The organism is Roseomonas alba (assembly GCF_019430885.1).
GTDB classification, from domain to species: domain Bacteria; phylum Pseudomonadota; class Alphaproteobacteria; order Acetobacterales; family Acetobacteraceae; genus Neoroseomonas; species Neoroseomonas alba.
The window spans coordinates 784,809-807,076 of sequence record NZ_JAHYBZ010000002.1 but is presented as its reverse complement, the minus strand read 5'-3'; the positions used below and the strand labels follow the sequence as shown (position 1 = coordinate 807,076).

Genomic DNA, 22,268 nt, shown 5'->3' with positions numbered 1-22,268 from the left:
CGAAAGCAGCCTCGGGCGGCGCCTGATGTCGCTGCCCTTCCTGCTCAATCCCCCGCCGCCGCCTGCTCCAGCCGGTACGGATGCGCCGGATAGGCACCGAGGATGCGGAATTCGCGGGAGAAGAAGGCGAGTTCCTCGAAGGCGCGTTGCAGGGCCGGGCTGTCCGGGTGGCCGTCCACGTCGCAGAGGAACTGCGTCGCGGAGAAGCGCCCGCCCACCATGTAGGATTCGAGCTTCGTCATGTTCACGCCATTGGTCGCGAAACCGCCCAGCGCCTTGTACAGCGCGGCGGGGACCGAACGGACGCGGAAGACGAAGGTGGTGACCGGGTTCGGCGTGTCGATCGGCGGATACCGCCGCTCGCGCGACATGACATAGAAGCGGGTCGTGTTGTGGGCCTCGTCCTCGACATTCTTCTCGAGGATGTCGAGGCCGTAGATCTCGGCAGCGAGTTCCGAGGCGATGGCCGCGTCCTCGACGCCGCCGCGCTCGGCCACCAGATGGGCGGCGCCGGCGGTATCGGCCTCGATCACCGCTTCGAGCTTCTTTTCCTTCAGCAGGCGCAGCACCTGGCCCAGGGCGACCGGATGGCTGTGCGCGCGCTTCAGCGTGGCGAGGGTCGCACCCTTCGGCGCCAGCAGGCAGTGCTCGACGCGCTGGAAGTGTTCGCCGACGACGAACAAGCCCGAATCGGGCAGCAGGCGATGGATGTCGGGCACGCGGCCGGCCAGCGAGTTCTCGCAGGGCAGCATGGCGAGTTCGCAGCGGCCCTCGCGCAGCGCGACCATGGCGGCCTCGAAGGACGGGCAGGGCAGGGTGGCCCAGCCGGGATAGGCGGCGCGGCAGGCCAGGTCCGAATAGGCCCCGGGCAGGCCCTGGAAGGCGATGGTGTTGGCGGTCATGCGGGGTCCGTATCAGCCGGCGAGCAGCGCGCGGGCGCGCTCGAGATCGTGTGGGGTATCGACGCCGAAGGGGCCGTGGTCGACACGGGCGGCGGCGATGCGCATGCCGTCCTCGAGCGCGCGGAGCTGTTCGAGCTTCTCGCGGCTTTCGAGCGGACTCGCCGGCAGGGCGACGAAGCGTTCCAGCGCTGCGCGGCGATAGGCATAGACGCCGATATGGTGCCAGCGCGGCCCGTCACCCCAGGGGATCGGCTGGCGCGAGAAATACAGCGCCGGCGCGACGCGGGCCTCGCCCGTGAAAGCGCAGGCGCATTTGACGAAGGAGGCGGTGTTGGCCTCTTCCTCATCAGCGATCGGGCAGACCAGCGTGCCGATGTCGATGGCCGGGTCCGCCAGCGGGTCGAGCACGGCGCGCAGCGTGGCGGGCTCGATGGTCGGGAAGTCGCCCTGCAGGTTCACCACGATGTCGTAACGGCCTTCGGGATCCAGGGCCGCCATGGCGCGCTGCACGCGGTCGGTGCCGGAGGGAACGTCCTCGCTGACCAGGACCGCCTCGGCGCCGGCGGCGCGGGCGGCCTCGACGATCTCCGGCTCGCCGCCGGCGACGGCGACGGGTCCGATTCCCGCCTCCCGCGCGCGGTCGAGCACATGGGCGATCATGGGGCGGCCATGGATGTCGGCGAGCGGCTTGCCCGGCAGGCGCGTGGCCGCCATGCGGGCCGGGATGACGACGATGGGGCGCAAAAGGGCGGCTCCGGCTGCTTGTCTGGCGGAAATACGGGCACTATGGTCCGGCGCGTTTTAGGCAAGGCCGGCGGGTGGCGCAAACGCGTCGCGGCAGGCACAATTGGCGCGCGCGATTACGAAGGGCCCCGACTGGCATGGCGACCAACCTTGAAGGCAACAAGATCGTCGCGGCGGTGCTGACCGCCGGTGTCACCTTCGGCCTGGCCGGGGTCATCGGCCGGCTGGTGGTGCATCCGACCATGCCGCATGAGACGGCCATGGTCGTGCCCGGCGAGGCGACTGCGGCGCCGACCCCGGCCGCGGCCCCGGCGCTCGACCCGATCACGCCGTTGCTCGCCAATGCCGATGTCGCCAAGGGCCAGCAACTCGTCCAGCGCCAGTGCGCCTCCTGCCACACCTTCAACGAGGGTGGTCGCGCGGCGGTGGGTCCGAATCTCTACGGCATCATCGGTAACCACCACGCGCATATGGAAGGCTTCAACTATTCCCCGGCCCTGCGCGGCATGGCCGAGAAGCCCTGGACCTACGAAGAGCTGAACGCCTGGATTCATTCCCCGCGTGCCTATGCTCCCGGCAACCGCATGTCCTTCGCGGGCGTGAGCAACGCGCAGCAGCGTGCGGACATCATCGCCTATCTGCGGTCGATCTCCCCGAGCGCGCCGGCCCCCTGATTCGGCGGGCCATGGAATGGTCCGCGTGAGTCTTTTTTGACCTCAGACGCCGGCGCCCGCATCCGCGGGCTTGGCTTTCGCGCCAATACTGGCGGACCGGGCACCGCGGGCGGTCTGGGCGCGGTCGCGCTTTGCGGTCCCGGATCGCGGAAGGTCCGCGATCCGCGGGGGCGCGGCCCCGCCGGGCGGCTGTTGCGCCATGGTGCCCTGCGCCGGTTCCGCTTCGTCGGAAGGCGCGCCGATGCCGAATCGCGGCAGGAGAGCGTTGCATGATCCGCTATCCCTTCATCACCGCGGCCGAGGACGCCGCCGATGCGGCGGGGGCGGTGATCCGGCCGCTGTTCCGCTCCCCTCTGCTGGTCGAGGCGAAGGGCGATGCGAGTCCCGTCACTCGCGCCGACCGAGAGGCGGAGGAGGCCATCCGCGCCCTGATCGCCGACCGCTTCCCCGACCATGGCGTGATCGGGGAGGAGCATGGCGCTGATCGCCCCGACGCGGAATGGGTCTGGGTGGTGGACCCGATCGACGGGACCCGGGCCTTCGTCACCGGGCGGCCACTCTTCGGCAGCCTGATCGGTCTGCTGCATCGCGGCGAACCCGTCCTGGGCATCATCGACCAGCCGGTCACTGGCGAACGCTGGGTCGGCGTGAAGGGCCGCAAGACCCGCTTCCGCGGCCCCGCCGGCACCGCCGCCTGCCGGCCTTGCGCGACCGTCGCCGAGGCCGAGCTCTCCTGCACCAGCCCGGACATGTTTACCCCCGAGGACAGGCCCGGCTTCGAGCGCCTGCGCGCCGCCGCCCGCCGCGTGACCTGGGGCGGGGATTGCTATGCCTACGGGCTGGTGGCGCTGGGCCTGGTCGATATCGTCGCCGAAAGCACCATGAAGATCTGGGACTGGGCGGCGCTGGTCCCCGTCATCGAGGGCGCGGGCGGCCGCGTCACCGGCTGGAAGGGCGAAACCCTGACGCCAGAGGCCGATGGCCGCATCCTCGCCGTCGGCGACCCGGCCATGCTGGACGAGGCCGTCCGCCTCCTCACCGATCGGTAAGCGCACGGACGTTGCCGCGCGGGGGCGGAACCCGCATCTTGCGGCCATGAATCGCCGCCACCTCCTCGCACTCGGTGCGATTGCCGCCGTCCCCGCCCTGCCGCGCGGCGCCCGTGCCGTGGTCCCGGCCGGGGGCGACAAGCCGGGGGAGGTGGTGCGCACCCATGCCCTGTCCCTGCTGGCCCCGCCCGCCCTGCCGGCGGATTTCCCGAACTGGCCCTGGGCAAACCCGAACGCGCCGAAGGGCGGCGAGGTGGTGCTCGCACGGCTCGGCTCCTTCGACAGCTTCAACCCCTTCATTCTGCGCGGCACGGCCGATCTCGGGGTTGGGCTGATCTACGATTCCCTGATGGCGAACAACCCGGACGAGGCGACCGCCGAATACGGCCTCATCGCCGAGACGGTGGAACTGCCCGCCGACCGCAAGGGCGTCACCTACAATCTGCGCGAGATCGCCCGCTGGCATGACGGCAGGCCGATCACGGCGGATGACGTGATCTTCAGCTTCAACGCCCTGCGCACCCAGGGCCGGCCCTTCTACCGCGCCTATTGGGCCGATGTGACCGAGGTGGTGGCCGAGAGCCCCCGTCGCGTCACCTTCCGTTTCCGCGACGCCGGCAACCGCGAACTCGCGCAGATCCTGGGCGACCTGCCGGTGCTGCCCAAGCATTGGTTCGAGGGGAAGGACTTCGCCCGGCCCTCGCTCGACGTGCCGCTGGGGTCGGGCGCCTATCGCCTCGATCGCTTCGAACCCAACCGCAACGCCGTCTATCGCCGCGTCGACGATTACTGGGCGAAGGACCTCGGCGTGCGGCGCGGGCTGAACAATATCGACATCCTCCGTTACGAATACTTCCGCGACACCACCGTCGCCTTCGAGGCCTTTAAGGCCGGCCAGATCGATTTCCGCACCGAGAACGTCGCGCGCGACTGGGCCACCGGATACGACTTCCCCGCCGCCCGCCGCGGCCTGGTGAAGAAGGAGGAGATCCCGCACGAGATCCCGACGGGCATGCAGTCCTTCGCCATGAACCTGCGCCGCCCGCTGTTCCAGGATGCCCGCGTGCGGCGCGCGCTCATCGAGGTCTTCGACTTCGAATGGATGAACGCGAATCTGTTCTATGGGGCTTACGCGCGCACGGCGTCGTATTTCTCGAATTCCGACTTCGCCGCGCGCGGCCTGCCGCAGGGGCGGGAACTGGCCATCCTGGAAGGGTTCCGCGGCCGCGTCCCCGACAGCGTCTTCACCGAGGAATACAAGCTGCCGGTCACCGACGGGTCGGGCAACAACCGCGAGGGCGCCCGGCGTGCTCTGGCGCTGATGCGCCAGGCGGGCTGGATGGTGCGCGACCGCCGCTTGGTGAACGCGCAGGGCCAGCCCTTCGAATTCGAGATCCTGCTGCAGGGAGCGACCTTCGAGCGCGTCGCGCTGCCCTATGTGCAGTGGCTCGAGCGCATCGGCGTCACAGCGCGCGTGCGCACTGTCGACCCTGCGCAGTACCAGGTACGCATCGATGCCTTCGACTACGACATGACGGTCGATTCGATCGGGCAAGGCTTCTCGCCCGGCAATGAGCAGCGCGACTACTTCACCACCGCCAAGGCGCGGGAGAATGGTAGTCAGAACGTTGCCGGCATCGCCGACCCGGCCATCGACGAACTGGTCGAACTGGTGATCGGCGCGCCCGACTATGACGAGCTGATCGCGCGCACCCGCGCGCTGGATCGCGTGCTGCTGCACCACGACTTCGTCATCCCGCACTGGCACAGCCGCAATTTCCGCATCGCCTTCTGGGACAAGTTCGGCCGTCCGGACCGCAACCCGCGCTTCGGACTGTCCTTCCCCTCCGCCTGGTGGATCGACCCGGCGCGCGAACGCGCGCTTGCCGAAGCGCGTCGCGGCTAGTCCATCATGGGCGCCTATCTGATCCGCCGGCTGCTGCTGGTGGTGCCGACATTGCTCGGCATCATCATCATCAACTTCGCCGTCGTGCAGTTCGCCCCGGGCGGGCCGGTTGAACAGATGATCGCGGAACTGCGCGGGCAGGGCCAATCGACGCTTGGCCGCATCACCGGGGAAGGCGGCGGCGAAGTGCGAAACGCCAACCGCCCGCCAGGGGGCGGCGGCGGGGAAGGCCCCGTCGGGTCCTATCGCGGCGCGCAGGGGCTCGACCCCACCATCGTCGCGGAGATTGAGCGCACCTTCGGCTTCGACAAGCCGGCGAGCACCCGCTTCTTCGAGATGATGTCGGGCTATCTGCGGTTCGACTTCGGCCGTTCGCTGTTCCGCGACCGCCCGGTGGTCGACCTGATCCTCGAGAAGATGCCGGTCTCGATCAGCCTCGGCCTATGGTCCACGCTGATCATCTACATCGTCTCCATCCCGCTCGGCATCCGCAAGGCGGTGCGGGACGGGTCGCGCTTCGACGTCGCGACATCGGGCGTGGTGCTGGTGGGTTACGCGATCCCGGGCTTCCTCTTCGCGATCCTACTGGTGGTCTTCTTCGCCGGCGGGTCGTTTTTCCAGTGGTTCCCGCTGCGCGGGTTGGCAAGCCCAGGCGCCGATGCGCTGCCCTTCTTCCAGCGAGCGCTGGACTATGGCTGGCACATGATCCTGCCGACGCTGACCCTGGTGATCGGCGGCTTTGCCGGGCTCACCATGCTGACCAAGAACGCCTTTATGGATGAGATCGGCAAGCAGTACACCGTCACCGCGCGGGCGAAGGGCAACACCGAGCACCGCATCCTCTACGGCCACATCTTCCGCAACGCGATGCTGCTGATCATCGCGGGGTTTCCCGCCGCCTTCATCGGCATCCTCTTCACCGGCGCGCTGCTGACGGAGATCGTCTTCTCGCTCGACGGGCTCGGGCTGCTGGGGTTCGAAAGCGCGATCCGGCGGGATTATCCGGTGATGTTCGCGACGCTCTACATCTTCACGCTGCTGGGGCTGGTCATGCAGATCGTGGGGGACTTCACCTATACGCTGGTGGACCCGCGCATCGACTTCGAGGCGCGGCGATGAGCGGCGCTGTGCGTTGGAGAGGGGCGCTGCCCCTCTCCAAGCCTCACCCCGCCAAAGGCCCGAGGCCTTTGGAAACCGTCACTTGGCGCGGGGCGCAGAGCGTCAGCCATCATCAGCCGCGCGATCCGTGCGCCGCGCCGGAACACATGACCGGGTGCCGTGCACCACGCGCCCTCCGATATCACGAAAGGGCCTTTGCGCCCGGCGCCAGGTATCGGTTTCCAAAGGCCCTGTGGCCTAGGGGTCCGGGGAGGGGCAAAGCCCCTCACCGTGGGACTGCCGCGCCATGACCCCCATCACCCGTCGCCGCCTCGCGAATTTCCGCGCCAACAAGCGTGGCTATGTCTCGCTGGTGATCTTCGCCTTCCTCTTCTTCTTCACCCTCTTCGCCGAGTTCATCGCGAATGACCGGCCGCTGGTCGCGCGCGTGGATGGCCGTTGGTATGTCCCGGTGTTGGTGGACTATGCCGAGAGCGACATCCTCGAGGACGGCCTGCCCACCACGGCGGACTGGCACGATCGCGGCTTCCTCGAGGAAGTCGCGGCCAAGGGCGGATGGATGGTCTGGCCGCTGGTGCCCTATTCCTACCAGACCGTCGTGCGCGACCTGGAGACGCCGGCTCCTTCGCCACCCAGCGCGCGCAACTGGCTCGGCACGGATGACCAGGCGCGGGATGTGCTGGCGCGGGTCATCTATGGCTTCCGCATCTCGGTGCTGTTCGGGTTTTCGCTGACCATCGTCTCCTCGGTCGTCGGCATCGCGGCCGGCGCCGTGCAGGGCTTCTATGGCGGCTGGGTGGACCTGATCTTCCAGCGCTTCATCGAGATCTGGTCGGGCATGCCACAGCTCTACCTGCTGATCATCCTGGCCAGCATCATCGAACCCTCCTTCTGGGTGCTGCTGATCTTCCTGCTGCTGTTCTCCTGGATGGGGCTGACGGGCGTGGTGCGCGCGGAGTTCCTGCGCGGGCGCAACTTCGACTATGTCCGCGCGGCGAAGGCGCTGGGCGTGTCCGATCCGGTGGTGATGTTCCGCCACATCCTGCCGAATGCGATGGTCGCGACGCTGACCTTCCTGCCCTTCATCCTGTCGGGGTCGGTGACGGTGCTGGCGAGCCTCGACTTCCTGGGCTTCGGCCTGCCGCCGGGGTCGCCCTCGCTGGGCGAACTGGTGAACCAGGGGAAGAACAACCTGAATGCGCCGTGGCTCGCGATGACGGGCTTCGTCGTGCTGGGCGGGATGCTGACGCTGCTGATCTTCGTGGGCGAGGCGGTGCGCGATGCCTTCGATCCGCGCAAGCTGCCGGGGGGAGGCCGCTGATGGCGCTGCTCGATGTGCGGAACCTCTCCGTCGCCTTCCGCGGCAAGCGGGTGGTGCAGGGCGTGTCCTTCTCGGTCGAGAAGGGTGAGACCGTCGCGCTGGTCGGTGAATCCGGCTCCGGCAAGTCGGTCACGGCGCTGTCCTGCCTGCGCCTGCTGCCTGGCGCGGGCGGCAATCCGGAAGGGCGCATCACGCTCGATGGCGTCGATGTGCTGACGGCCGCGAATGACGAGCTGCGCCGCCTGCGTGGCGGCGTGGCGGGCATGGTGTTCCAGGAACCCATGACCTCGCTGAACCCGCTGCACACCGTCGAACGCCAGGTGGCCGAGGCGGTGACGCTGCACCAGCCGCTGGCAGGCGCGGCGCTGCGCGCGCGGGTGATCGACCTGCTGCGCCGCGCTGGCTTCCCCAAGGCCGAGGACCGCCTCGGCGCCTATCCGCACCAGCTTTCCGGAGGCCAGCGCCAGCGCGTGATGATCGCGGCGGCACTCGCGAACGATCCCAAGCTGCTGATCGCGGATGAACCCACCACCGCGCTCGACGTGACGATCCAGGCGCAGATCCTGGAATTGCTGGAGACGCTGAAGCGCGACCTCGGCATGGCGCTGCTGCTCATCACCCACGACCTGAACATCGTGAAGAAGCACGCCGACCGCGTGGTGGTGATGAAGGACGGGGCGGCGGTGGAACAGGGCGATGTCGCCCAGATCTTCGCGAACCCGCAGCACGACTACACGCGCATGCTGATCGCGACCGAACCGCGCGGGCAGCCGGCCCCCGTCGCCGATGACGCCGCCCAGGTCATGCAGGGAGAGGATGTGAAGGTCCGCTTCCCGATACGCCGCGGCCTGATGCGCCGCGTCGTCGCGGAAGTTCGCGCGGTGGACGGTGTCTCGCTGAGCGTGCGGGAAGGCGAGACGGTCGGCCTGGTCGGTGAATCCGGCTCGGGCAAGACGACGCTCGGCCTCGCCATGCTGCGCCTGGAGACGAGCGAGGGCGCCATCCGCTTCGAGGGCCGCGACATCCAGGCACTGGACCGCGCCGCCCTGCGTCCGCTGCGCCGGCGCATGCAGATCGTCTTCCAGGACCCCTTCGGCGCCCTGTCCCCGCGCATGAGCGTGGGCGAGATCGTGGGCGAGGGCCTCGCCGTCCACGAGCCGGGCCTGACCGCTGCGCAGCGCGCCGCGACGGTCGCGACGGCGCTGGAAGAGGTCGGCCTGCAACCCGCGATGGCTGAGCGCTACCCGCATGAATTCTCCGGCGGCCAGCGCCAGCGCATTGCCATCGCCCGGGCCCTGGTGCTGAAGCCACGCTTCCTGGTGCTGGACGAGCCGACCTCCGCGCTCGATGTCTCCGTGCAGGCGCAGGTGGTGGAACTGCTGCGCCACCTCCAGGCGAAGCACCGGCTCGCCTATCTGTTCATCTCTCACGATTTGCGCGTGGTCCGCGCCATGGCGCACCGGATCATCGTGCTGAAGGACGGCAGGGTGGTCGAGGACGGCGCCGCGGCCGATGTTGTCGCGGCGCCGCGGGAAGCCTACACCCGGGCGCTGATGGCCGCGGCATTCGACCTGCGGGCCGAGGCCGGCGCGGGCGTCTGACCCCTCCGGCCGCGTCTGAGAGGGGCGGACCGGGGATTTGAACGAACTCGACACGCTGAAGGCGCTGCTGGATGCGGGGCATGTGAAGCTCGGCATCAGCATCCGGCGGATGAACTCGCCCGGCTCGCCGGTCTATCGTGCCTGGGAGAATGTCTGGCCGCCGATGGTCGCGCTGGGCGCCTCGGTGATCGCCCTGAAATGGGGTGGCTGGCCCTTCGAGGAATACTTCGGCGCGAAGCATGGCGGGGCCTGGGCGGGCACCATCGTGCTGCTGCTCGGCTGCTGGTGGTGGATCACCAAGGTCATGCCGAAGGTGAAGGATGGCGTCTTCGACCGCTCCGCCGCCTTCGCCTTGCAATCGCCGGCGGCCTTCGACGCGCTGTGGGCCCAGGGCGTGCTGTCGCTCTACGCGAAAATGGCCGACGGGACCGAGCGCGCCGCGACCCAGCGCGATTCCTGGCGCAATTTCGTCACCACCATCGATGCTGCACTGAAGGGGCAAGAGTGATGGCCGTCCTGCTTTCGACCAAGGCACACACCATGCAGGACTGGAAGGCGGCGCTGCTCGCCGTCGATCCGTCGCTTGAGATTCGCCTGTTTCCCGATGCCGGCGACCCCGCCGATATCGAGGCCGCGGTGGTCTGGACGGCGCATGACATGATGGAACTGCGCCGCTACCCGAACCTGAAGCTGATCGTGTCCATGGGCGCGGGGGTGGATCATCTGTTCCGCCCGCCCGGGCCGCCGCCGGGCGTGCCGGTCGCGCGGCTGGTGGATACGCGCCTCACTCAGGGCATGAGTGAATGGGTGCTGCTGAACGTGCTGCGCTTCCACCGGCAGGACCCGGAATACCGGGACCAGCAGGCCCGGAAGGTGTGGGAGGAACTGTCCGCACCCGACACCTCCGAGCGGCGGATCGGCATCATCGGCCTGGGCGAACTCGGCACCGATGCGGCGCGCAAGCTCGCCGCGCTGGGGTTCCCGGTCTCCGGCTGGTCGCGCCGGCCGAAGACGGTCGAGGGCATCACCTGCTACAGCGGCGCGGGCCTCGCGGAGATGCTCAAGCAGACCGACATCCTGGTCTGTCTGCTGCCGCTGACGCCGGAGACGCGCGGCATCCTCAACAAGGATCTGCTGTGGTCCCTGCCGCGCGGCGCCTATGTGCTGAATGCCGCGCGCGGCGGCCACATGGTCGCCGAGGACATGCTGCGGGCGCTCGACTCGGGCCAGATCGCCGGGGCGGCGCTCGATGTCTTCGAACCGGAGCCCCTGCCGGCCGACAGCCCCTTCTGGACGCACCCAAAGGTGATCCTGACGCCGCACGCCGCAAGCATCACCATCCCGTCGAGTGCCGCCCCGCAGGTGGTGGAGAATATCCACCGCGCACGAGCGGGCGAGCCGCTGATCAACCTGGTGGATTTCTCGGCTGGCTATTGAGCGCAGCCGTCACTTATTCTTGCGTTGTGGAACCGAGAGGGGCTTTGCCCCTCTCAGGCTCACCCCAGCAAAGGCCGAAAGGCCTCCGCAAACCTCAACCTGGCACCGTGCGCGGCTGACGGGACAGCGCCGAAACGCACCATGGCGCAGGAGACGCGCCGCGGGCGGTAGCATGGGCGTCATGCCCGACGCGAGAAGACTGCGGTCCTGGATGCCCAGCATCCAGGGCCCCATTGGCGTTGCCCTGCAACGCCGATGGGAACCCGGGCAGGGGGGAAGTGGGAGAGGCAGGGCCCCTCCGACGACCGCCAGTCGCGCCCTCAGACCGCCCGCAGGGCCGGCGCTTCCGCCGCAGCCGGGAGGATCTTAGTCTCGCCGGCCGCCTTGGCGGCCTCGGTCATGATGCGCTGCAGGTCCTGCAGGAAGCTGCTGCCCTTCGGGGTGCGCTGCACGAGCACCGAGCGGCGATCCGCCGGGTCCACCTTGCGCCGCGCCAGGTCGAGTTCGCCGAGGCGGTCCAGCGCACGGGTGATGGCGGGCTTGGAGACGTTCAGGTCTGCAGCCAAGCCACGCACCGTGTGCGGGCCTTCCCCGAGATAGACCGTGAGCAGCACGGCGAGCTGGCGGGCCGACAGGTCCGGCCCGTCGCTACGCACCAGCGCGACGATGGTCTCCCGAAGGATTCCAATGTGCTGTTCGGGGTTGCCATGGAGAGTCATGGGATCTTCCTTACGAATGCTTGGGGCGCCGCAGCGCCCAACGGGTGCCTGGTCTGGCACGAAGCGCGGCGAGCATTCTCAAGCTCTCGCCGCAAGGTGGTGATTTTGAGCCATCTTCGCAATCATTGCGTGTATGGCCCGGGTGCATTGCGCCTCGCCACCTTCCGGGCGGCCTGGGCGCGTGCTGTCGTTCCATGCGTACACATCGAGGTGAGCCCAGCCAGTGCCCGGCGGAACGAAGCGGCGAAGAAACAGCGCCGCCACGACTGCCCCCGCCATGGGCTTCTGTGCCACGTTGCACAGATCGGCAAATGGGGTGTCGAGCCACGAATCGTAACCGTCATGGAGCGGCAGGCGCCATATCGGATCGTGCATTGCGACCCCTGCGGCGAGCAAGGCCTCGGCCAACGAGTCGTCGTTGCTGAACAGGGCCGGCAGATCCGGGCCAAGCGCAACCCGCGCCGCGCCGGTAAGGGTCGCAACGTCGATGATGGCGGTCGGGGATTGCTCAGCGGCATAGGTCAGCAGGTCACACAGAACGAGTCGGCCTTCAGCATCTGTGTTGCCGATCTCGACCTTCAGCCCCTTGCGGGTGGGGAGCACATCCATGGGACGCATGGCCGTCCCCGAAATGGAATTCTCCACGGCGCCGATCAGGAGCAGCAGGCGGACGGGCAGGGCGCTGCGCATGACCGCGTCGGCCACGGCCAGCGCGATCGCCGCACCGCCCATGTCCTTCTTCATGCGCAACATGCCCGAAGGCGGCTTCAGATCGAGCCCGCCGGTATCGAAGCAGACCCCCTTGCCGCATAGCGCGATCAGCGGGCCATCCTCGGCACCGGTCCAGCGCAGCATGGCCACGCGCGGCGGGCGCGGGCTGCCGCCGCCGACCGCCGCGATGGCGGGAAAGCCCTGGGCCAGCGCGTCGCCGGCGATGATCTCGCTGGTCGCGCCATGGCGGGCGGCGAGCGTGGCGACGGCCTCGCCGAGTTCGACCGGGCCGAGATCGGCGGCCGGGGCATTGATCAGGTCGCGTGCCGCGCAAATGGCCTCCGCCATGGCGACCGCGGATTCGGTCCCGGCCGGCACTTCCAGCAGCGCCGGGGCGCCATTGACGGATTTGTGCCGGCGCGGGCGATAGGCGCCGAGCGCCCAGCCGAGTGTCGCCTGTGCAGCGTCGCCGTCACCCGGCAGCAGCCGCCAGGCGCTGCCCGCGGGCAGGGCACGCGACAGGCCGCCATAGGCCCAGGGGCCCTGGTCCTGTCCCAGCCCGACCACTGCGCCCGCCAGCCCGTCCGGGCCTGGCAGCAGTGCGTGCTCGCCGGCCCGCGCCGTGAAGCCGCAGCCGCGCAGGAACGCCGCCGCCGACGACGGCATCCCGTCGAGCAGACGAGCGAGGCCTTCGGGACGCACGGCGTGCAGCGGCAGGGCATGGGAAACGGCGGCCGTCAGGCCTTCGAGCATCATGGGCTCCCGGATGTCGCAGTGATCGCGACATCGTGATCACGCATGCGTAACAGGAATCTCTTACAACCATCGACCCGCCAGACCAACGATGCTGGTGCGCAACTGCGATATGCAGCCGCTGCACTAACGATCATCTTGTCCCGCGACAGTTCCGCTACCGGGTTCAACGCGCATGGGCCAGGCCGGTCGGCAGGCTGTTCAGCAGGGCGTCGGCCAGGGCATCGGCAAGGCAGGCATAGCCGCGGTCGTTGTGATGCAGGCCGTCCTGGCCCAGCAGGGCTTCTCCGGGGACGCCGGCGGCGGCCCATCGGTCCATCATCCGGCCGCGGGAGAATAGCGTGACGCCGGGCGTGGAAGCCGCGATCTCCGCCAGCGCGGCATCGAAGCGCTCATGGTTCGGGAAGGCGGCGATCCGGGGCGCGCGCTGGTTGTCCATCAGCACCACCTCGATGCCGGCCTGGCGCAGCCGCGCCACGCCCTCGCGCACGAAGCCGGCGAAGCGGACGGGATCCATCCGGCGCATCGCGGCGTTGGCGCCGACCTGCCAGATCACGATCTGCGGATGCTCGGCGATCACGTCCCGGTCGAGGCGGGCGAGCATGTTGTCGGCGTCCTCCCCGCCGACACCTTGGTTCATCACCGTGACGCCCGGCCCGAGGGCGGCGCGCAGCCGGGCCTGCAGCAGGGCGGGATAGGCATGGTCCGTGTCGCTCGCGCCCGAGCCGGCGGTGGAGGACGAACCGAAGGCGACGATGCGGAGCGCGTGAGAGCCCTGGCGCGATGCCTCGATCAGGGCGGGCGATTCGATAGGCAAGGAGGAGAGCTGGGGGCAGGAGGCGGCGCCGGCCTGCGTCACGCCGGGCAGCGCCAGCAGCACACCCACCAGCAGCGCGCGGTAGCGCGCCGTTTCCGGTCGCACAGAGCCCGGCATGGATTGCCCCTGACCCGCCTCACTCATTCTTGATCGCCAGCATGACGCGTTCGAGCCCGGCTTGCCAAGGAGGCAATTGGACGCCGAAGGTCTCGCGCAGCCTGGTGCCGTCCATCCGGCCATCGGCGGGCCGGATGGCCTTGGTCGGGTAGTCGGCGGTCGTGATGGCGTGCAGCAACGGCGCCGGCCGACCCGAGGCCGCGAAGATCGCCGTGGCGAAGGCGTGCCAATTGGTGAAGCCCGTCCCGGTCGCGTGGAACACGCCGCGATATTGCGCCTGCCACCCGACGTCGCGGATGCGGACGAGGATGGCGGCGATGGCGTCGGCGAGGTCCGGCGCGGCCGTCGGGCTGCCCTGCTGGTCAGCCACAATGCGCAATTCGGCCCGTTCGGCGCCGAGGCGCAGCATGGTGCGCACGAAATTGTTGCCCATCGGCGCGAAGACCCAGGCGGTGCGCAGCACCAGCGTCTGTGGACTGCCCGCCAGCGCCGCCCATTCTCCCGCAAGTTTGGTGCGCCCGTAGGCCCCCAGCGGATTGGGCGCGTCGGTCTCGACATAGGGCACGCCCTTGCGCCCGTCATAGACATAGTCCGTCGAGATCTGGATCAGCGGAATGCCGCGCGCAGCGCAATGTGCCGCGACCATCGCCGGGCCCAGCGCATTGGCGCGGAAGGCCGCGGGCTCATGGTCCTCGGCCGCGTCGACGGCGGTCCAGGCGGCGCAATTCACCACGGCCTCGGGCGCGGCCGCGGCAAAGGCGGCCGCGACGGTCGCGGGATCGTCGAACTCGAAATCCGGCTGGCCGACCAGAATGGCCTCGAAGCCCTGGGCCGGCAGGGCGTCGGCAAGCGCGGTGGCGAGCTGCCCGCCACGGCCGGTGACCAGGATTCTGCGCATCACCACGATCCCTTCGGGAAGGGCGGAGGAATATCGGCCAGCCGCTCGGCGTTGCGGTCCTTGTCCGACAGGATCGGCGCCGCAATCCCCCAGTCAATGCCCAGAGCCGGGTCGTCCCAGGCAATGCCGGCATCGGCGTCGCGGTCGTAATAGGCGTCGGTCTTGTAGAGCACCTCGGTGTCGGGCTCGAGCGTCACATAGCCATGCGCGAAGCCGCGCGGCACCCAGAGTTGGCGCCAGTTCGCCGCGCTCAGCACCTCGGCGACATGCTGGCCGTAGCTCGGCGAGCCCTCCCGGATATCAACCGCGATGTCGAGGATCGCCCCACGCGCGACGCGGACCAGCTTGCCTTGGGCCGAGGGCGGGCGCTGGAAATGCAGCCCGCGCAGCACGCCTGCCGTCGCCGAGAAGGCGTGGTTGTCCTGCACGAAGTCGATGTCGAGCCCATGCCCGGCGAGAGCCCGCCGCGACCAGACCTCGCTGAAGAAACCGCGCGCATCGCCGTGGCGGACCGGTTCGATCAGCAGAACATCGGGAATGGCGCAGGCCGCCGCGGTCATGCCAGCTTGCCTGCGGCGAGGTCGCGCAGATAGGCGCCATAGGCCGTCTTGCCGAGTGAATCGGCGCGGCTGCGTAGTGCTACGGCGTCGATGAAGCCCATGCGGTACGCGATCTCCTCGGGGCAGCCGATCTGGAGACCCTGGCGTTCCTGCACCGTCTGGACGAACAGCGCCGCCTGAAGCAGTGAGGCCGGCGTGCCAGCATCGAGCCAGGCGCAGCCGCGTCCGAGCTGCTCGGCGTGCAGCGCGCCGGCGGCCAGATAGACCTTGTTGAGATCGGTGATCTCCAGTTCGCCGCGCGCCGACGGCATGAGGTTGCGGGCGATCTGCGTGACCCGGGAATCGTAGAAATACAGGCCAATCACCGCCCAGTCCGATTTCGGATGGGCTGGCTTTTCCTCGATCGAGAGCACGCGGCCGGTCGCATCGAATTCGGCGACGCCATAGCGTTCGGGATCGGCGACGCGATAGCCGAAGATGGTGGATTCGCCGGCCAGCGTGCGCGCAGCGGCGGATTGCAACTGCGCCGGCAGGCCGTCGCCGTAGATGATGTTGTCGCCAAGGGCGAGGGCGCAGGGCTCCCCGCCGATCCAGTCCGCGCCGATGGTGAAGGCCTGGGCGATGCCTTCGGGCTTCGGCTGCTCGGCATAGGTCAGCGAGATGCCGAACTGACTGCCGTCACCGAGCAGCCGCCGGAAGGATGGCAGGTCGGCGGGCGTGGAGATCAGCAGGATGTCGCGGATGCCGGCGAGCATCAACGTGCCCAGCGGATAGTAGACCATCGGCTTGTCGTAGACCGGCAGCAACTGCTTGGACGCGGCCAGTGTCATCGGATGCAGTCGCGTACCGGACCCGCCGGCAAGAAGAATACCCTTCATCATGTCTGTCCCTCAGACGGCGGGCGCCGGCCATCGGGCCGGGTTGCCTTCGCGCCCTGCGCTGTTGTGGTGGCGGCGACTGATGGTCCCGTCGTGCCGTGCGCGCCCCGCCTGATGCGAGGCATCGGACCGAAGGTGATCCGTCGCCGCGCTCACGGGATGACCCCGCCGAGGCGCTGCCCCGCGTAGCGCTTGTCGCGGATGGGCCGCCACCAAGCCTCGTTGTCGAGATACCAGGCGATGGTCTGGGCCAGCCCGGATTCGAAATCATGCTTCGCGCGCCAGCCCAACGCGGCCTCCGCCCCCGAAGGGTCCATCGCGTAGCGGAAATCATGCCCCGGCCGGTCGCGCACGAAGGTGATCAGTCGCTCCCGCGGGCCGGCCGGATCGGGCCGCAGCCGGTCGAGCGTCGTGCAGATCGCGCGGACCACCTCGAGGTTCGAGCGTTCCTGCCGTGGCCCGAGGCAATAGGTCGCCCCGGGCTGCCCGCGAAACAGCGCGAGGCACAGCGCCTCGGCATGGTCCTCGACATGGATCCAGTCGCGGATGTTCGAACCGTCGCCATAGACGGGCAGGGGACGCCCTTCCAGCGCGTTCAACGTCACCAGCGGGATCAGCTTCTCGGGGAACTGCCACGGCCCGTAGTTGTTCGTCGTGTTGGAGACGAAGTTGGGCATCCCGTAAGTGTGCTGCCAGGCGCGCACCAGGTGGTCGGAGGCGGCCTTTGACGCCGAGTAGGGGCTGCGCGGATCGTAGCGCGTGTGCTCGTCGAAGGGCGGATCGTCGCAGCTTTCGAGGGAGCCGAAGACCTCGTCGGTCGAGACGTGGTGGAAGCGGAAGGCGTCCTTCGCCGCACCATCCAGCGCGGCCCAGTATTCCCGCGCGGCTTCCAGCAGCATCTGGGTGCCGACGACGTTGGTGCGGATGAACTCGGCCGGGCCGTCGATCGAACGATCCACGTGGGATTCGGCGGCGAGGTGCATCACCCGCGCGGGACGATGCGTCGCGAAGGCGTCACGCATGGCGGCGAGGTCGCAGATATCCGCCTCGATGAGGATGTGCCGCCGGTCATGCAGCCAGGTGCCGAGGCTCTCCGGGCTCGCCGCATAGGTCCGGCGGTCCACATTCACCACGACCTCGTCCGTCGTGGACAGCAGCCGCCGCACCACGGCGGAACCGATGAAACCGAGGCCGCCGGTAATCAGAAGGGTCATGCTGTGTGGGCTCCGCCCCGTCGGATCATGATTGTGCCATCGGATCTACGGAACGAAAACGGCAGCTTCGAGGGCAATTTCCGCTCACGCCGAGGAGCCCCGGCGCGCTGTCCCGCCCACCCGGGATACCGCCGTCAGCGGACGGGGGCGGTGGCAGGCGGCTGCCGCTTGATCGAAAATGCTCTAGACCGCGCCGCGCCGGCCCGCCCGGCCCAGCCAATGGCCGGGCAGGAAGGCCAGGAAGCGCGCCAGCCACAGCGGATCCGCCGCGAATCCAGCCCCGGCCGAGGCCAGCGCCGCCCCGATCCGCCCCTGCCGCGCCTGGACCAGGACGCGATAGCCGGTCGCCCAGCCATGCCAGCGTCGATAGGCCGCGCGGTCGGCCGAACCCGCAGGCAGTTCCGCAACGCGCGTCCGCGCCGTCTCCAGCAGGTGCCGCGACAGCTTGTCGCGCAGATCCCCGGCGGCGAAGGTCAGCGATCCGGGGTGGGAGCGGTAGCGGATCACGGTCGCGTCCATCGCCGCGACGCGCGGGGCGAGCAGCACCAGCCGCATCCAGAAATCCTTGTCCGCCGAGAGCGGAAAGCGATCGTCGAAGCCGCCGAGCCGCTCGATCAGCGCGCGGCGGTAGAAGGCAGCGTTCATCGCGGTGATCCCGCCGATCACATTCGCCTCGCTGAGCGCCACGGCCGCGCCGGCCAGCCGCGCGGTCGTCACCTCGCGGCCATCCTGTTCGGTGAAGAACTCGGCGGCGCCGAGGGCCATGTCGCTCGCCGGATCGGCGAAGGCGGCCTCGGCGGCGGCGAAGGCGCCGCGGGCGTAGAGGTCGTCGCTGTTCAGCAGCCCGACGATCCCGCCGCGCACCACGCGAAGCCCCTTGTTGATCGCGTCGTAGAGGTTGCGGTCCTTCTCGCGGATCACGATGAGATGCGGGTAGCGCGCCAGCACCGCCGCCGTGCCGTCCGTCGATCCCCCGTCGACGATGATGTGCTCGACGGAATCATGTCCCTGCGCCAGCACGCTGTCGATCGCCGCGCCGATGGTCGCGGCGCGGTTCAGGCAGGGTGTCACGATGGAAAAGCGCGGCGCCGTCATCGTCGCAGCACTGCGCGCAGCCGCCGCACCGCACCACCCAGGAGCAGCGATTCCACCGCCCGCCCGAAGGCTGGCGCGATCCGGTCGCACAGCCCGATCAGCCGGATCGCCGCGCGGGCCGGGGCAGCCGCACGCCGACGGGCCCGCGCCGCGGCAGCGGCATCGTCCAGCGCCTCCAGCACGGTCGCGGCGGCCGAGGCGCCGGCCTCGGCCGCGACGAGCTGATACCAGGCGCGGCGCTGAGTCGGCCAATCCTCGGGCAGGGGACGGCAGGCGAGGACCTCATCCGCGTCATGGATCGCGACGCCGTCTTTCCGCGCGCGCAGCAGCAGGCTGCAGAGCGTCTGCGCGGTCTGCGGCGCCGCAATGCCGTAGCGGCGCAGCAGGTTGTCATGGATCAGCGTCGCTTCCGGCACGCCGAGGCCGCGCGGCCCCTTCGGCCCCACATCGCCGGTGAGCAGGCGCGCCCAAGCCGCATCGATGGTGCCGATGCGATGCAGCGTCTCGCCGCCCTCGGGCTCGCGGGCGACATGATGGCCGCGGACGATCAGAGCATCGGAGGGGGCCGCGGCGATGACGCGGCGCAGCGCCGCGGAATCCTGCTGCACGCCGTCACCGCTGCGGATGTGCCATTCGGCCGGCAATGCCCAGCGTGTCGGGATGCTCGCGCCGCGCGCGGCGAGCGCTGCATGCGGCGTCGCGAGGAAGTCGAGCAGCGCCGGAATCCCCGCTTCCCATTGTGCGCGGCCGCGGATGATGCCGTCGCGCGCCCGCGCGCCGATGCCTCGCGCATCATCGAAGTCGAGCGGCGCCCGCCGCCCCGGCGCGTAAAGCAGTCCATTGGCACCGTGCGACACATACTCGTTCATCGTCGGCGCATCCGGCGCGACGACACACAGCCCCCGTGCCATGGCTTCCAGGAATGCCATGCCGATGCCTTCGAGCGGCCGCGGCGCGAAAAAGACGTTCGCACCCGCCAGGGCCTCGCGAAAGGCGCCGCCATCCTCGGACCAGGTGCTGCGGATCAGCTTGCCGACGTGCGCCGGCGCGGCCTTGGGAAAGGGCGCCGCGTGCCCCGGGTCGGGCGCGTCGTGGATGGCAAGGCTTGCGAAGGTCGTGCCAGCGGTCTGGGCGAAGACCGCCTCGGGCGGGATGTCGCGGCGGCGATACCAGAGGAAGCCGCGCAGCGTGTCGAAATCCGTGACCGGCGCCGGATCGGCCTCCGGGAAATACTGCATCCGCGTCAGCACCGGCGCGCGCGGCGTCACCTCGGCGGCGAGCGCCCAGGAGAAGCACAGGATCTTCGCCGCGCTGAAGGAATGCCGCCAGGTGAAGGCGCCGCCGCGCCACATCGCGTCATACATCGGCGCGAAGGTGACGTTGGGATGCCGGCCCGACAGCAGCGCGAAGGCCTCGTGCAACTGCCAGATGACGATGGCGTCGTAGCGCGTCTCGTCGAAGCCGGGCGCGGCCCGGCGCACCGCGGCCACGCCCGGTTCGGCGAAGAAGGCCTCCACCGTCGCATGCTGTTCCAGAAGGTCGAGCAGGAAACGGCTCGACCCCGTCTTCGCATGATAGCCGAGGCCGAAGAAGGCGACGCGCATTGCGCGCGCGGTCAGGTGCGCAGGTTGGGCTGGGCGAGGAACCAGCGATAGGTGGCCGCGAGCCCCTCGGCGAAGCCGATACGCGCATGCCAGCCCAGCGCACCGATGCGCGAGACGTCCATGCGCTTCAGCATGGTCCCGTCCGGCTTCGAGGTATCCCAGGCGATCTGGCCCTTGAAGCCGGTGACCTGCGCGATGGCCTCGGCCAGTTCCTTGATCGTGATGTCGCTGCCGGTGCCGATGTTGAGATGGCTCTCGCCCGAATAGCGGGCGAGGAGGAAGGTGCAGGCCTCCGCCACATCGTCGACATGCATGAATTCGCGCCGCGGCGTGCCAGACCCCCAGCAGGTGACCGTCGGCACCTTGTTCTGCGCGGCGTCGTGGAAGCGCTGCAGCAGGGCGGGGATGACGTGGCTGCGCGTGGGATGGAAATAGTCGCCGGGCCCGTAGAGGTTGCAGGGCATGGCCGAGATGTAGTCGCGCCCGTGCTGGCGACGATAGGCCTGGCACAGCTTGATGCCGGCGATCTTGGCAATGGCGTACCACTCGTTGGTCTTCTCGAGCGGGCCGGTCAGCAGGGCATCCTCGTTGATCGGGTTCGGCGCCTCGCGCGGGTAGATGCAGGAGGAGCCGAGGAACAGCGCGCGGTTGACGTCACAGCGATGGGCGGCCTCGATGAGGTTCGCCTCAATCATTAGGTTGTCGTAGAGGAAGTCCGCCGGATAGGTGTCGTTCGCCAGGATGCCGCCGACCTTGGCGGCGGCGACGATCATGGCGTCGGGCTTCTCGCGGGCCATGAAGGCCTCGACATCCGCCTGGCGGCGCAGATCGACGCTCGTGCGGTCCGAGGTGATGACTTCCGCGCCCTCCTGCGCCAGGCGCCGCGCGCAGGCCGCCCCCACCATGCCGCGATGGCCCGCGACATAGACGCGCTTGCCGCGCAGGGGGAAGATCTCGGGCAGCACGGCAGGCGCCGGCACGTCAGGCATTGGCCTTCAACTCCGCGATGTCGGCCGCCACCATCTCCGAGGCGAGTTCGGGCAGCGTGACCGTATGCGACCAGCCGAGGACACGCTTCGCCTTGTCGGGGTTGCCGATCAGCAGGTCGACCTCGGTGGGGCGGAAATAGGCAGGGTCAACGCGCACCACAACCTTGCCGGTCTTCTTGCAGGTGCCGGTCTCGTTCACGCCTTCGCCCTGCCAGTCGATCGCAATGCCGGCTTCGGCGAAGGCAAGGTCGCAGAAGTGGCGGACGGTGTATGTCTCGCCGGTGGCGAGCACATAGTCGTCCGAGGTCTCCTGCTGGAGGATGCGCCACATCCCCTCGACATAGTCGCGCGCATGGCCCCAGTCGCGCCGCGCATCGAGGTTGCCGAGGTAGAGCGTGTCCTGCTTGCCGAGGCTGATCGCCGCCACCGCGCGGGTGATCTTGCGGGTGACGAAGGTCTCGCCGCGGCGCGGGCTCTCATGGTTGAACAGGATGCCGTTCGAGGCGTGCAGGCCATAGGCCTCGCGATAGTTCACCACGATCCAGTAGGCATAGAGCTTCGCCGCGGCATAAGGGCTGCGCGGGTAGAAGGGCGTCGTCTCGTCCTGCGGCACGGCCTGGACCTTGCCGTACAGTTCCGAGGTCGAGGCCTGGTAGAAGCGCGCGGTCTTTTCCATGCCGAGGATGCGGACGGCCTCGAGCAGGCGCAACGTGCCGAGCGCATCGGAATTGGCGGTGTATTCCGGCGTCTCGAAGGATACGGCGACATGGGACTGGGCGCCGAGATTGTAGATTTCGGTCGGCTTCACCTGCGCCAGGATGCGGATCAGGTTGGTCGCGTCCGTCAGGTCGCCATGGTGCAGGCGGAAGGATGCGCCCGGCACATGGCGGTCGTGATACAAATGGTCGATCCGCCCCGTGTTGAAGGAGGAGGAACGGCGCTTGATGCCATGCACCTCATACCCCTTCGCCAGCAGCAACTCGGCGAGGTAGGAGCCGTCCTGGCCGGTGATGCCGGTGACGAGGGCGACCTTGCGGTGTTCAGGCATGAGTATCCTTCCTGGGGATGGCCGCATCCGCGCGCCGAACCGAGCCGGCGTCTATAGCCCTGGCACGGCGGCATCGGAAGGGGCGCGAGGCCCTGGCTCCGGAAGGGGCTGC

Annotated in this window: 21 protein-coding genes; 8 read left to right on the top strand and 13 right to left on the bottom strand. The window is 69.1% G+C overall.

Annotation, left to right across the window (positions count from 1 at the left end; genetic code table 11):
- Positions 1-44: 44 nt before the first annotated feature.
- Together KPL78_RS08270 and KPL78_RS08265 are read right to left on the bottom strand one after the other, a co-directional pair.
- A complete protein-coding gene (locus KPL78_RS08270) occupies positions 45-902 on the bottom strand; it encodes a prephenate dehydratase (protein ID WP_219762416.1) in 858 nt (285 codons plus the stop codon).
- A 12-nt stretch (positions 903-914) separates the two neighbouring features.
- Positions 915-1,646, bottom strand: a complete 732-nt coding sequence (locus KPL78_RS08265) for a 3-deoxy-manno-octulosonate cytidylyltransferase (protein WP_219762415.1) — start codon at positions 1,644-1,646, stop codon at positions 915-917.
- Between the two features lie 137 nt (positions 1,647-1,783).
- Between KPL78_RS08265 and KPL78_RS08260 the strand changes: the two genes are divergently transcribed.
- The 8 genes from KPL78_RS08260 (at position 1,784) to KPL78_RS08225 (ending at position 10,753) form a co-directional block, all read left to right on the top strand.
- Positions 1,784-2,320 (top strand): c-type cytochrome, encoded by a 537-nt coding sequence (locus tag KPL78_RS08260; RefSeq protein ID WP_219762414.1) that lies wholly within the window; start codon positions 1,784-1,786, stop codon positions 2,318-2,320.
- 269 nt (positions 2,321-2,589) lie between these two features.
- Complete coding sequence (gene hisN, locus KPL78_RS08255) at positions 2,590-3,369, top strand: histidinol-phosphatase (RefSeq protein WP_219762413.1); 780 nt, start codon at positions 2,590-2,592, stop codon at positions 3,367-3,369.
- Positions 3,370-3,415: 46 nt separating this feature from the next.
- Complete coding sequence (locus KPL78_RS08250; protein ID WP_219762412.1) at positions 3,416-5,275, top strand: extracellular solute-binding protein; 1,860 nt, start codon at positions 3,416-3,418, stop codon at positions 5,273-5,275.
- Positions 5,276-5,281: 6 nt separating this feature from the next.
- Positions 5,282-6,394 (top strand): microcin C ABC transporter permease YejB, encoded by a 1,113-nt coding sequence (locus tag KPL78_RS08245; RefSeq protein WP_219762411.1) that lies wholly within the window; start codon positions 5,282-5,284, stop codon positions 6,392-6,394.
- Between the two features lie 286 nt (positions 6,395-6,680).
- The gene (locus KPL78_RS08240) at positions 6,681-7,715 is read left to right on the top strand and encodes an ABC transporter permease (protein ID WP_219762410.1); all 1,035 of its coding nucleotides are present in this window, start codon (positions 6,681-6,683) and stop codon (positions 7,713-7,715) included.
- A complete protein-coding gene (locus KPL78_RS08235) occupies positions 7,715-9,316 on the top strand; it encodes an ABC transporter ATP-binding protein (RefSeq protein ID WP_219762409.1) in 1,602 nt (533 codons plus the stop codon). Before KPL78_RS08240 ends, KPL78_RS08235 begins: the two co-directional genes overlap by 1 nt.
- A gap of 37 nt (positions 9,317-9,353) precedes the next feature.
- Entirely contained in the window at positions 9,354-9,824 is a 471-nt protein-coding gene (locus tag KPL78_RS08230; RefSeq protein ID WP_219762408.1) for a hypothetical protein, read from the top strand.
- Positions 9,824-10,753 carry a 2-hydroxyacid dehydrogenase gene (locus KPL78_RS08225; RefSeq protein ID WP_219762407.1) on the top strand — a complete coding sequence of 310 codons (930 nt, stop codon included), beginning with the start codon at positions 9,824-9,826 and terminating at the stop codon, positions 10,751-10,753. Before KPL78_RS08230 ends, KPL78_RS08225 begins: the two co-directional genes overlap by 1 nt.
- 320 nt (positions 10,754-11,073) lie before the next feature.
- On the opposite strand, the gene KPL78_RS08220 is transcribed toward KPL78_RS08225, so the two are convergent.
- From KPL78_RS08220 to gmd, 11 genes are all read right to left on the bottom strand, one after another.
- Positions 11,074-11,472 (bottom strand): MarR family transcriptional regulator, encoded by a 399-nt coding sequence (locus KPL78_RS08220; protein ID WP_219762406.1) that lies wholly within the window; start codon positions 11,470-11,472, stop codon positions 11,074-11,076.
- Between the two features lie 78 nt (positions 11,473-11,550).
- On the bottom strand, positions 11,551-12,939 hold the full coding sequence (locus KPL78_RS08215; RefSeq protein ID WP_255568721.1) for a leucyl aminopeptidase family protein: 1,389 nt from the start codon (positions 12,937-12,939) through the stop codon (positions 11,551-11,553).
- A gap of 163 nt (positions 12,940-13,102) precedes the next feature.
- Positions 13,103-13,870, bottom strand: coding sequence for an SGNH/GDSL hydrolase family protein (locus tag KPL78_RS08210; protein ID WP_219762405.1), 768 nt, complete (start codon positions 13,868-13,870; stop codon positions 13,103-13,105).
- Positions 13,871-13,889: 19 nt separating this feature from the next.
- Positions 13,890-14,768, bottom strand: coding sequence for a dTDP-4-dehydrorhamnose reductase (rfbD, locus tag KPL78_RS08205; protein ID WP_255568720.1), 879 nt, complete (start codon positions 14,766-14,768; stop codon positions 13,890-13,892).
- Positions 14,768-15,328, bottom strand: a complete 561-nt coding sequence (rfbC, locus tag KPL78_RS08200) for a dTDP-4-dehydrorhamnose 3,5-epimerase (RefSeq protein WP_219762403.1) — start codon at positions 15,326-15,328, stop codon at positions 14,768-14,770. The genes rfbD and rfbC overlap by 1 nt, the downstream gene beginning before the upstream one ends.
- The gene (gene rfbA / locus KPL78_RS08195; RefSeq protein WP_219762563.1) at positions 15,325-16,206 is read right to left on the bottom strand and encodes a glucose-1-phosphate thymidylyltransferase RfbA; all 882 of its coding nucleotides are present in this window, start codon (positions 16,204-16,206) and stop codon (positions 15,325-15,327) included. Before rfbA ends, rfbC begins: the two co-directional genes overlap by 4 nt.
- 152 nt (positions 16,207-16,358) lie before the next feature.
- Positions 16,359-17,420 (bottom strand): dTDP-glucose 4,6-dehydratase, encoded by a 1,062-nt coding sequence (rfbB, locus tag KPL78_RS08190; RefSeq protein ID WP_219762402.1) that lies wholly within the window; start codon positions 17,418-17,420, stop codon positions 16,359-16,361.
- A 183-nt stretch (positions 17,421-17,603) separates the two neighbouring features.
- On the bottom strand, positions 17,604-18,515 hold the full coding sequence (locus KPL78_RS08185; protein ID WP_219762401.1) for a glycosyltransferase: 912 nt from the start codon (positions 18,513-18,515) through the stop codon (positions 17,604-17,606).
- A complete protein-coding gene (locus KPL78_RS08180; protein ID WP_219762400.1) occupies positions 18,512-20,119 on the bottom strand; it encodes a glycosyltransferase in 1,608 nt (535 codons plus the stop codon). The genes KPL78_RS08185 and KPL78_RS08180 overlap by 4 nt, the downstream gene beginning before the upstream one ends.
- Positions 20,120-20,130: 11 nt before the next feature.
- Positions 20,131-21,108, bottom strand: coding sequence for a GDP-L-fucose synthase (gene fcl / locus KPL78_RS08175; RefSeq protein WP_304621870.1), 978 nt, complete (start codon positions 21,106-21,108; stop codon positions 20,131-20,133).
- Positions 21,101-22,156 (bottom strand): GDP-mannose 4,6-dehydratase, encoded by a 1,056-nt coding sequence (gene gmd, locus KPL78_RS08170; RefSeq protein WP_219762399.1) that lies wholly within the window; start codon positions 22,154-22,156, stop codon positions 21,101-21,103. Before gmd ends, fcl begins: the two co-directional genes overlap by 8 nt.
- Between the last annotated feature and the right edge of the window lie 112 nt (positions 22,157-22,268).